This is a genomic window from Viridibacillus arvi (assembly GCF_001274945.1).
In the GTDB taxonomy this organism is placed as follows: Bacteria; Bacillota; Bacilli; order Bacillales_A; family Planococcaceae; genus Viridibacillus; species Viridibacillus arvi.
In genome coordinates this window covers 446,779-458,963 of record NZ_LILB01000008.1, presented here as the reverse complement: position 1 = coordinate 458,963, position 12,185 = coordinate 446,779, and the positions used below count along the sequence as shown (strand labels likewise).

Annotated in this window: 8 protein-coding genes; 5 read left to right on the top strand and 3 right to left on the bottom strand. The window is 34.8% G+C overall.

The annotated features are described in order from the left end of the window. The first annotated feature begins 128 nt into the window (after positions 1-128). On the top strand, positions 129-1,448 hold the full coding sequence (locus tag AMD00_RS20980; RefSeq protein WP_053418941.1) for a gluconate:H+ symporter: 1,320 nt from the start codon (positions 129-131) through the stop codon (positions 1,446-1,448). A 117-nt stretch (positions 1,449-1,565) separates the two neighbouring features. Here AMD00_RS20980 and AMD00_RS20975 read toward each other — a convergent pair whose 3' ends face one another. Continuing rightward, complete coding sequence (locus AMD00_RS20975; RefSeq protein ID WP_053418940.1) at positions 1,566-2,321, bottom strand: DUF817 domain-containing protein; 756 nt, start codon at positions 2,319-2,321, stop codon at positions 1,566-1,568. A 152-nt stretch (positions 2,322-2,473) separates the two neighbouring features. Here AMD00_RS20975 and AMD00_RS20970 point away from each other — a divergent pair, with 152 nt between their 5' ends. The 3 genes from AMD00_RS20970 to AMD00_RS20960 all read left to right on the top strand — a co-directional run bounded on the left by AMD00_RS20970 (position 2,474) and on the right by AMD00_RS20960 (position 5,019). After that, positions 2,474-3,043, top strand: a complete 570-nt coding sequence (locus tag AMD00_RS20970; protein ID WP_053418939.1) for a manganese efflux pump — start codon at positions 2,474-2,476, stop codon at positions 3,041-3,043. A gap of 519 nt (positions 3,044-3,562) precedes the next feature. Beyond that, positions 3,563-3,919 (top strand): MerR family transcriptional regulator, encoded by a 357-nt coding sequence (locus AMD00_RS20965; protein ID WP_169786376.1) that lies wholly within the window; start codon positions 3,563-3,565, stop codon positions 3,917-3,919. 71 nt (positions 3,920-3,990) lie between these two features. After that, positions 3,991-5,019 carry an LLM class flavin-dependent oxidoreductase gene (locus AMD00_RS20960; RefSeq protein ID WP_053418937.1) on the top strand — a complete coding sequence of 343 codons (1,029 nt, stop codon included), beginning with the start codon at positions 3,991-3,993 and terminating at the stop codon, positions 5,017-5,019. Positions 5,020-5,483: 464 nt separating this feature from the next. Here the strand turns inward: AMD00_RS20960 and AMD00_RS20955 are convergent, their stop codons facing one another. Continuing rightward, positions 5,484-7,106, bottom strand: coding sequence for an SH3 domain-containing protein (locus AMD00_RS20955; protein ID WP_053418936.1), 1,623 nt, complete (start codon positions 7,104-7,106; stop codon positions 5,484-5,486). Between the two features lie 992 nt (positions 7,107-8,098). Between AMD00_RS20955 and AMD00_RS20950 the strand changes: the two genes are divergently transcribed. After that, positions 8,099-10,027, top strand: coding sequence for an acyltransferase family protein (locus AMD00_RS20950; protein WP_053418935.1), 1,929 nt, complete (start codon positions 8,099-8,101; stop codon positions 10,025-10,027). A gap of 151 nt (positions 10,028-10,178) precedes the next feature. On the opposite strand, the gene AMD00_RS20945 is transcribed toward AMD00_RS20950, so the two are convergent. Continuing rightward, on the bottom strand, positions 10,179-11,732 hold the full coding sequence (locus AMD00_RS20945; protein ID WP_053418934.1) for an alanine/glycine:cation symporter family protein: 1,554 nt from the start codon (positions 11,730-11,732) through the stop codon (positions 10,179-10,181). Between the last annotated feature and the right edge of the window lie 453 nt (positions 11,733-12,185).

Genomic DNA, 12,185 nt, shown 5'->3' with positions numbered 1-12,185 from the left:
ATTTTAAGTAAAAAAATATCGATGCTATTCAGCCTTATAATAAAGATTTATATTAAAAAAATAAATCGGAATGCCAAGAAGTTATCGCTAGATTGGCATTCCGCAACTTTTATGAGAAGAGGATTGCTATGCCAATAGTTTCTATATGTGTAGGGGTTGCCCTATTACTATTATTAATGGTGGTATTTAAGTTAAACGCTTTCATATCATTAATTATTGTTTCGCTACTAGTAGGTATTCTTGAAGGTATGTCGCCAATCGATGCTATGACATCGATTGAGAATGGTTTAGGTTCAACCCTAGGTCACCTTGCAATGGTCATTATTTTTGGAGGAATTCTTGGTAAGTTAATGACGGATTCTGGTGGTGCTCAACGTATAGCGATGACACTCATCAAAGTTTTTGGGGAAAAGCGAGTGCAATTAGCTGCTGTGCTTACGGCGTCAATTGTAGGGATTGCTCTTTTCTTTGAAACAGGCGTTGTTGTATTAATTCCTTTAGTCTTTACAATCGCGGCCGCAGCAGGGGTACCTGTTCTTTATATCGGTATGCCGGTTATTGCTGCTCTTATTACGATGCATGGCTTTGTTCCACCTCACCCAGGACCAACAGCAATTGCTGACGTGTTTGGTGCGAACATTGGTAAGATGTTGATATATGGTATCATTATTGCTATTCCTGCAATTATTTTAGCAGGGCCGGTATTTACGAAGTTATTTAAGAAAGAAAGCTTAGAAACAACGATTCCTAAAGAACTATTTAATCCAAAACATTTTGAAGAGCATGAAATGCCAGGGTTTGGCACTAGTATTTTTACAGCTATTATCCCTGTTATTCTAATTGCAACGAAGGCATTTGTTGAGATCTTCTTGCCTGATTCACCGATCATGCCAGCTACTAATTTCATAGGTAATCCAAGTGTTGCTCTTTTAATCTCGGTTATTATTGCTATCTTTACCTTTGGGATTAGTCGTGGTAAAAAGATGCCAGAGATTATGAATTCTGTTTCAGAATCTGTTAGTGGTATTGCGATGATTCTATTAATTATCGGTGCTGGTGGTGCATTCAAGCAAGTACTGATTGATAGTCATATTGATCAATATATTTCAGATATTATGGCAGGCTCAACCCTTTCACCATTATTACTTACTTGGTTAATTGCAGCTCTTTTAAGAGTTGCGGTTGGTTCTGCAACAGTGGCAGGTATGACTGCTGCTGGTATCGCGGCACCTCTTGTATCAGCTGCAGGTATAAGTCCAGAGTTAATGGCTTTAGCTGCTGGTGCAGGAAGTATAACTTTCTCTCACGTTAATGATGCAGGTTTCTGGATATATAAAGAGTACTTCAATCTTTCAATCGGTCAAACAATTAAGACCTGGTCTGTTATGGTAACCATCATTTCTCTTGTTGGACTAGCTGGTGTACTTCTTATAAATATGTTCATATAATAAAAGGTTTTAAAATATCGATATTCTATTGATGAAATAATGTTTATCCAAGGCACTAACTAAGGAAACTTAGTTAGTGCTTTTTTTCGTAGGTTCCAAAATGGTACTACAACTTATTCACTTCATTCGACTTTTCACTTGCTTCAATTGAGCCACGATAATAATACTAATGATGACTAATAAAAACCATGAGCTAATTTTGCCGATTGGAACGAGGGACCAAGTTTGTTCTTGATTTGGGTACTGCCATGCGCCGAAGAACGTCACGATATTTTCAGCAATCCAGATAAAGAAACCGATTAAGACAAATGATATAATCATTGGCATTTTAAAGACTTTTTCGTTCAATGTATATCTTACTGTTGTACGAAAAAAGATAACTAATAACAATGCTTTTAAGACCCAACGCAAATCATATATATAATGATGCGTAAAAAAATTCATATAAATAAGAATGCTAATACTGTAAGCGAAAAATGGCTTTGGCCAATTGTAAATATGTAAATCTAAGCGCCTCCAACTTTGACAAATATAACTTGCTACACTGGCATACATAAAACCACTATAAAGTGGAACACCAAAAATTTTACTATACGCCTCCTCCGGGTATGACCAAGACCCCATATGTACTTTGAATAATTCAAGTCCAAGCCCAATGACATGAAACAAGCAGATGACTTTGAATTCATCCCATGTTTCTAATTTTGAAAGAAGCATAAAAACTTGTGCAGCTAGACAAATGATTAATATAAAATCATAACGTGGTAAATAGGGAATTCTCAACAAATTTGATAAGGCAAGTGTGGCGAAGATAATGACCGGGAAAATACATGATAATGCCTGTAAGTATGTGAATTTTAATAATCTTTCCATAAGATCACCCTGAATTTGGACGAAATTACATAAGATTAGGTTCGTATTGATGTTTTTAAATAGAAGGGTGCATTTAAATTCATTTGAATGCACCCTTTAATTATTTACGCATATGATTTAAAGAATGAGTGTATCGTTACAAGGAGGTCATTATGCATTGGGTTACCATTATACTTATGGGGGTTGCAGCTAATTTAGACAACTTAGGCATTGGTCTAGCTTATGGGGTTAAACAAACAAAAATCCCTATGATTTCAAACGTTACTATTGCGTTTGTGGCGATGGTCATAACGTATATAGCGGTAATCGCGGGTTCTGAGGTGACCAGATATATTTCGACCCATAGCGCTAGCCTTATAGGGAGCTTTTTGTTGTGTGGAATTGGGCTATGGACTTTATTGTCCACAAGGTTCAAAAATCAGGAGTCTTTGAAAAATCCTGAAACAATGGATAGAGATATGAATCGAATTATTTCTGTAAGAGAATCGATACCGCTAGGATTGGCTCTATCTGCAAACTGCCTTGCAGGGGGGATAGGAATCGGTGCCAATGGTATTTCAGCGATATGGACAGTTATATCAATTGGTTTATTTTCACTAATTACGATAGGAGTAGGTAACCATTTTGGCTCTTTATTGACCAATACCTTTATTAGCAAATATTCCACGGTGCTTTCAGGATTATTGCTGATCTGTATTGGGTTAATTGAGATGTTCATTTGACTACAAAGTCACCCTAAATCTAATTAGATTTAGGGTGATTTTTTTGAGTTTATTTAAATGAGAAATGTAGGTGAAAAATACAATCTAAATAAAAGAGTTACAAATCAACAAAATAGAGTAAGAGAATTAAAATTAAAATGGTTCCAGTGACTATATAATGTCGACAATTATTCTTTCCATAAAGAGCTACACCATTAAGTATTCTTGATGATAATGAGGAATTCAGTAGCAATTAACCAGATGAAGGATAATGTACTAAATAAGGTTGCAATGCCTAACGCTAAAAAGAAAAAGTGACTTATTGCGAAAAAAGTTAGCGAAATCTTTTTAAAAATGCTTATTGTTATGTTCTGTTTTAAATTCCCAATTATCAAGGCAAACAAGCCAATGATGCATACCATAGAATATAATATTATTATTAAACTACTAACCAATTTCATCCATCCTTTCGTATTTATTCAAGGATAGAATATGGGATCAACCCCACGTCAACCAAGTAAATTTTTAGGGGCTGAAGCAATGAAAATTAGTGAATTCATAAAACAGGTGAATACGACAAAGGATACAATTCGCCACTATGAGGAATTAGATTTAGTGAAACCGAAATGGATTAATGGTATGAGGGATTATTCATTAAAAGATATTAATGATTTTCATGCAATTAAGGAAATGCAGTTAATTGGATTTACATTAAAGGATGTACAGGAAATATTCAATTTAAAGCGAACTGATGGATGCGGGTCAGAAAAGTTAATTCAAGGATTATTAAATAGCCTTGAACAAGAACTAGAATCTGTACTAAAAGAAGAACAAGAACTTCAACATAAAAAAAATAAAGTTACAAAGATGATGTTGGAATTAAATCAGTTAATGTAATCCCAGTAGAGCATTTTGTAGTATAGGAGAAGTGGTTTAAAAAACTAATCTCACAATGAGGAGTTGGCAAAATGGAGTTTGGAGTATATACCTTTGCTGATTTAGGAGTCGATCCTCAAACAGGAAAGTTAGGCAATGCAAAGGACCGTTTGCAAGAGGTATTAAAAGCCGCGAAACTTGCGGATGAAGTTGGACTTCAAGTATTTGGAGTAGGTGAACACCATCGGTTGGATTATGCAATTTCTTCAGTGCCAGTAGTATTAAGTGCAATTTCTCAGCAGACAAAAAATATCCAGTTAACAAGTGCTACAACAGTTCTCAGTACTGTAGATCCAGTTCGATTATATGAAGATTTTGCAACGTTAGATTTATTATCGAATGGTCGTGCGGAAATTATGGCAGGACGTGGAGCTTTAGTAGATTCATTTCAATTGTTTGGTTACAATCTTGAGCAATATAACGAATTATTTGAAGAGCATCTTGAATTGTTCTTGAAGTTAAATAGTGAAGCAACTATTACATGGAAAGGAAATCACCGTCCTGCATTATCCAATGCAGACATTTCCCCAAGAGCTACAAATCCCATTCCTGTATGGGTTGGTGTGGGAGGTACACCTGCAAGTGCAAAGAGAGCAGGGCGTTATGGGGTAGGAATGGCAATTGTTATTCTTGGTGATAATCCAAAATGTTTTGTACCTTTAGTAGAGGATTACCGAACAGCTTTTAATGCTGCGGGCCATCCAAAAGAACAGTGTCAATTAGCTTTAACGGGTCATGGATATTTTACCGAAGACGGAAAGCAAGCGAGAGAAACATTTTATACTTACTTTAATAATTATTGGACATATGTTAACAAACAACGTAATATGTTTTTTCACTTAGATCGTGAAGATTATGATCAAATGACATCCCCTGAGGGCTCATTGTTTATCGGAGAACCAGATGAGATTATTGAGAAGATATTAAAGCAACATGAATTATTAGGCCATTCTCGTTTTTTAGCACAGCTAGACATCGGTGCACTTCCTTATAAAGAGGTAGAGAAGTCAATTGAATTACTAGCGACTAAAATAATGCCAGGGGTTAATAAATATATATAATTCTCAAAAAAGGCTGTCCCAACATCATGTGGTGGCAGTCTTTTTGCTTATAATTTAATAGCGAATACCGAAAGTGTTAGAAGTGTTGATGACTGAATTATTTAAAATAGTTTTCATTAGATAGGGGAAGTAACACTATGAAGTAGAAGCGCTAAATTAATTAGACATGCTATAATAACTAACAAAGAGTCGGCGATTTGAATGCTGATACGAAGGGTATGTTAGCTGTTGAATCCTATCTTAAAGCTATTGGGAATTATTTTATTTTTATTTATTATTTTGAAATTTGGCATGTCAATTATGAAATTGTTCGTTACGCTTCTACTTTATAAGTATTTTATTATTGTCTTCATCATTGCGGGGATTGCATATTTTATTAATAAAACATCCCCATTTAAACAGGATAAAAAATAATAAGACAAAAAAGGAAACGCCTCTGATTAGAGAGGCGTTTCTTTTTCATTTTACTTGTTAAAATAATTTATCAAACCATTTGTAATTCCGTTTGCTGCAGAATTACGGAAAGTAGCCGTTTTTAAAGTTTGTACTTCTTGCACATTCGTGATGAAACCTAATTCAACAAGGACACCGATTTGTGGATTTTCTCTGAGTACATATAAATTTTGATATTTGTGTCCACGATTAACCATGTTCGGTAGTGAGCTGCTCATTCCTTGTTTGACGTACGAGGCAAGAGTACTGTCTTTCCCTTTTGTATATAGAACGCTGAAACCACGAGCTGAAGCTGTAGCAGAATCATGATGAAGACTTATAAAAGCATCCGGCTTCATCATATTTGAAAAGGCAACGCGGTCATATAATGTAGGGAAAATATCCGTAGTTCGTGTCATTTTCACTGTAGCACCCGCAGCTTGCAATTTTGATCGCAAAGCTAATGCAGCTTGAAGATTTAAATCTTTCTCTAGTACACCGTTTGCGACAGAACCTGGGTCTGATCCTCCATGACCTGCATCAACAACAATAACCTTACCACTTAAAGAACCATCTGATGAATTTGTCCCATCATTTGATACGGGCTTTGTAGGTTTAGATTTTGTAATTTTACCGTAGCTACCAGAAACCCAACCTGTTTTACCTGTAGCATATGTAATTTTAATCCAGTTATTGCTCGATTTATCCAAAATCTTAAATGAGCTGCCATATTTAACAGCACTCAATTTTGTTGCAGTTGCTGAAGCACTTTTACGTACGTTTAAAGAATCAGCTGTAATAGTAAAGTATTTTCCAATGTCAGCTGAAGGTACTACTGTCCCTGTATTTGAATTACCATTAGATGTAGTAGTGGTTGGCTTTGTTTTTGTGATTTTACCATAGCTAGTACTTGCAGAAACCCAACCTGTTTTGCCTGTAGCGTATGTAATTTTAACCCAATTATTACTTGACTGTGCAAGGATTTTAAATGAGCTATTTTTTTTAATTACTGCTAATTTTGTGGAACTAGCTGAAGAGCTTTTTCGAACATTTAAAGAATCAACTTTTACGGTGAAGTATTTACCAACATTAGCAGTTGAAGTTGCTGCTGGTTTTACTGTAGAACCATTTGAACTATCAGTTGAAGTGCTTTGCTTGGTCGTAATAGAGACATACGATTTACTTACCCAACCTGTATACTTGCTCGTTTTGATTTGTACCCAGCCGTTTTTTTCAGCAAGGACTGTTCCTGATGTTCCTTTAGATAGCTTACCAAGACTTTTATACGAAGTACCAGCTCCGCTACGAATGTTTAAATTGCTTACTGTAGCGACGGCTTTTTTCGTAGTACTTGACGTTGCTGTCGTTGAGACTTTCACAACATATTTTGAAGAAACCCAACCTGTTGTACTGCTAGATTTCACTTTTGTCCAAGTACCCTGTGTTGAAATCTTTGTTACCTTGTTGCCCTTTTTTAAAACTTTTACAACTTTGTAGTTTGTACTTGGACCTGATCGCATATTGAGTGATTCAGCATTCACTTTCATAGTGACGGTTGACGCAGCGTTTGCTTGTCTTGCACCGACAAAGGAAGGAATGATTAATATGCTACATAGGAGAAGTAAAAACATGAATTTGAATCTAGTATTTTTCATTCTATACCTCCTCATTCGCTATATTAATGCTTATTTAGTAAAAAAGGCGTATTTTAAATAAAACGTGAGAATTTTATATTATTTGTTACTTAAATGTAATGGTTTTTTAATAAAATTAATCTATATATAACTATAAAAAGACCTTTATATGTGATATGTGAAAATGAATCTATATAACCAAATAAATATATTTAAGTGACTAAAGTATTGTTTCTCTGGTGGTATTTTTGATAAGTAAATAGAATCATTTGATTTAAATATTTTTTTTGAAAATATCAATATCTCTGAAATGATGTAGAAGGTTTGAGAGGCTTTCTGAGGTATGAAAAGCACCTCAGAAAAATGTGCGAGATTCGCTTTTTATGTGGTAGTGAGAGGCATCAAGGTAAAGTATCTGAGCCTATAAAATCAAAGTGTAATACATGTTGTACTTTAACGTGAAAAGGAATGGTTTAATAATAATAGGATAGGAGCTAAAGTACAGTGACTCTATGGAATTGCTAGTGAAATATGGAAGGTTTAATGAGTTTTTAGACTATATATATTAGTAGGTTCATATTTAACATGCAGATTACATACGTTACTTTTTAACATACTACATTACGGATAAATTCACACTATATTATTATTGGTAAGTTATTCCGGGTTTTTACTATATACAAATCGTGATTAGAAAAAACATACAAAAACGAGCACTAAAACTTTAAAAAGCTGCCTTTTAGATTTACTTTGATGTAAATCAGAAAGGTATTTTTTTATTGGGTTTAATTTGAAAATAAATAGGAGAAAGTACTTTTTGAAATTAAGTAGTTCTATTTATGAATAAATAGAGAGTTTGCTATAAAATGCTAGGAGCAGTATAGAAGTAACATGATCTAACTAATAAATAAATATAGTTTTTTGAAGAAAAAACTATATTTTAAAAACTATTCTTTTGTTTAATTCGTCAAATATAAATAGAAAACAGTAGTGCGTATTTAGGGGGTAGTGTAATGCCAAAGCCAGTGAAAGATAATCGCAGATATATAAGTGGTTTGGATGGACTAAGGGCTTTGTCAGTATTGGCGGTCATTCTATATCATCTACATTTTAAATCAGTAGACGGTGGATATTTAGGAGTAACTATTTTCTTTGTCTTGTCAGGTTATTTAATAACAGATTTACTAGTAAATGAATGGGATAAGACTGGCAGGATTGATCTGAAAGGATTTTGGATTCGACGTTTTAGAAGGTTAATTCCAGCATTATTTATCATGTTAATCCTAGTTGGTACTTGGATTACACTTTTCCAGAGAACGTTTTTAGTAGGGCTACGTTCAGAAATTGTAGCGGCAGTTTTATATGTTAGCAACTGGTTTTACATAGCACAGGATCATTCGTATTTTACGTCGTTTGCTCCACCATCCCCGTTGCAACATATGTGGTCACTTGCTGTAGAGGAGCAATTTTACATATTATGGCCAATTATTATGATGATTGGTTTGAAAGTAGTTAAGAATAGAGGAACTCTTGCAATAGGTATTTTCTTAGGGGCACTTGTATCTGCTATTTTAATGTTAGTAATGTATGAACCAGGTGTGGATCCAAGTCGCATTTATTATGGCACAGATACTCGAGCATTTTCAGTTTTAATAGGGGCAGCGTTGGCATTTGTATGGCCAAGTAGAAAGCTTGCTAAAAACGTTACAGATGATGCTAAAAAACTTCTTAACATTGTAGGAATTATTAGCTTTGCCTTATTAGTATTAATGATGATGACGATGGATGAGGCAGGTTCGTTTTTATATATGGGCGGTATGTTATTAGCTTCAATTGTGACTGCTATTTTAATTGCAGTTATAGTGCATCCGGCAAGTTTTATAGGAAATCTATTTAGTTTTAAACCTCTTATTTGGATAGGGGTACGCTCTTACGGAATTTATATTTGGCATTTTCCTATCGTTGTTTTAATGGGAGCAGGAGTTGGAAATGAGCAAATAAGTTTTACTAAAATAATGGTTATTATTATTTTAACTTTATTATTTGCTGGATTATCTTGGCGATATGTGGAGGATCCGATTCGCAGAGGGCAATGGCGAATATGGCTAAAAAACTTTCAATCGAAAGAATGGTCATGGTCGTGGGCTCAATGGGAATTACCGTATCGTATTGGCTCAGCAATAGGTGGATGTGTACTGATTATTTTTATTTTAGGGATGATTTTCACGCCAACTAAGCAGTCTGCGAGTGAACAATTGGAAGAACATTTAATAGCAGAACAACAAAAACTTGAAAAAGTACAGCAAGAACAGAATATAGAAGAAAAGAAAGCTAATGAAGAGAAAATGGTTCAAGAGGAAGAAGAGAGACGCGAAGAAGCAAAGGCGAAAGCTGAAGCAGCAAAAGAACAAGTTGAAGCTTTAGAAAAAGAAAAGGCTAAAAAGGCACAAGAAATACCAAGTGAAGTATCAGTTAGTGCGATTGGTGATTCGGTTATGTTAAGTGCTGCTACGGAGTTACAGAAGAAGATACCTCAAATTATTGTTGACGCCCAAATAGGTCGTCAAGTATACGATGCTTCGAAAGTTGTAACGGATTTAAAAAGCCAAGGTAAACTCGGACAAGTTGTTGTAATAGGTCTTGGTTCTAATGGCGATTTTAGTACAACGCAATTAGATACATTATTAAAAGCAATTGGCAAGGACCATACTATTTACTTGATAAACACAAGGTTGCCAAGAGATTGGCAAGACGGGGTAAATAAAAAATTAAGTGAAGCTGCAAGAAAAAATAGTAATGTAACATTAGTAGATTGGTATAGTGAAACAAATAATGATAAAGACATCTTCTATCCTGATATGATTCATCCAAATGAAAAGGGTGGAGAATTTTATGCCACAATTGTTCGCGAAGCTATAGCGCAATCTATGAATGATAAGTGAAAAGTAGTAAATAAAAAACTGTATACCTAAATTATATAAAAGCCTCCAAAAGTTGATGTTCTAACTTTTGGAGGCTTTTTGCAAAACTAAATATAGATATTCAATACTAGTACGTTGAGTAATAAACTACTCATGTTATTGAATCAGAGCATTATTTGTTGAGAGGAGTTTTTCTTGTTACTTTATCTTCTTTATTAATTAATGAATTGGCATGCTCAATAACAGCTTCCTTTGGATCGAGAATTGCAGTCAATTTATTTTTACTATTCATTTCATCACATTTATCAATCCAAAAATCAGCATTTTCAATGCCAACTTTCCTAGGATCAAAAATCGGATCCAACCCAGCTTTCTTCTGACTATCATAGTCTTTCAATACTTTTAATGCGGGCTTAGAAAGTAACAAAATAGCTGCTAAGTTAAGCCAAGCCATACTCCCAATACCTAAATCACCTAATGCCCAAATGAAGGAGACCGATTCTACACTACCAATATAGACCATACCTAATAATCCTATTTTCAGAACAAAATTTAGCCAACGGAATTTTGTGTGTTTGTCTAAATATACTAATGTAGTTTCAGCGATATAGTAATAGGCCATTAAAGTCGTAAAAGCAAAGAAGAATATTGCAATTGATATAAAAATGCCTCCGAACCCTGGTAATACGGCCTCTACAGCAGATTGTGTATAAATAGGACCTGCGTCGATTCCTTTCATATTATCAACAATTGGTGCCTTACCTTCAGGTGTTACGCTATACATACCTGAAATTAATATCATAAAGGCAGTTGCTGTACAGACGACAATTGTATCAATATATACAGAAAATGCTTGTACAAGACCTTGTTTAGCAGGGTGAGATACTTCAGCTGCTGCAGAACTATAAGTTGCCTCGCCTACACCTGCTACGTTTGAGAATACCGCTCTGCGGACACCCCATGAAATGGCCGCTCCTACAATACCACCAAATGCTTCATGTGCACCAAATGCACTTGAGATGATAAGAGAGAACATAGCTGGAATTTCTGAAAAGTTAGCAAATAATACTATTAGTGTCACTGCTACATAACCGATAGCCATAAAAGGAACTGCTTTATCAGCAACTGTTGCAATACGTTTAACACCACCGAAAATGATAACAGCTAAAAGCGCTACGATAATAATGCCAGAAATACTTTTATTGATACCGAAAACGTTTTCAAAACCTGATGCAATACTGTTTGATTGAACGCCTGGCAGTAAGATACCGTAAGATATTGTCACAACAATAGCTACTAATATCGCAAACCATTTAATCTTTAATCCTTTTTCAATAAAGTAAGGTGTCCCCCCGCGATATTGAGTACCTATTTTACTTTTATAAACTTGAGCAAGTGTAGATTCGATAAAAGCGCTGGCACCGCCTAGTAAAGCCATAACCCACATCCAGAATACTGCACCTGGTCCACCAAATGCGATTGCTGTAGCCACACCTGCAATATTCCCTATACCAACCCTTCCTGATAAAGCTAAGCAGAAAGCTTGGAAAGAAGAAATACCATGGTCAGAATTTTTACCTTCAAATAGTAGCATGATCATTTCTTTAAAGTATCTAAACTGTACAAACTTTGTCATAAGCGTAAAAAATAAACCTGCTCCTAAAGCAAATACAACTAGTCCTGTACTCCATACCTGATCTACTAACCAAGTTACGATTGTCTCCATCTTGACTCCCCCTCATGATTGCAAATAGAATTTATAACAATAATTAATTGATAAAATTTCAATAACTGCATTACTCAGTGGCGTATATGATTGAAGCATCATGCTGTATAACTCTAAATAGTTATTTGTTGAACTAGATATTTTCTTAGTAATAAAATAGATGAAGGAATAAAGTACTTATTAAAAATTACCCCCTTTGTAAAAGTAAGTTCAGTTGACATTGGATAGTAGTGGGTGAGATTTACTGATGTAGTATATTCACGCTCCTTTCTAAATCTAAAATGAATAATTCCTTCCTGAGTTATAGATTATGCAATTTTTGTGCCAAGATTTTTTGGGGTTACTTTGAAAATAAAAAAAGAGCCACTCCATTAGTTAGGGACTGACCCCTGTATTTAAGACAGGGATCAAAAAAGCATTTATCCAACCAGTTGTCGGTATTGTACCGGCGAC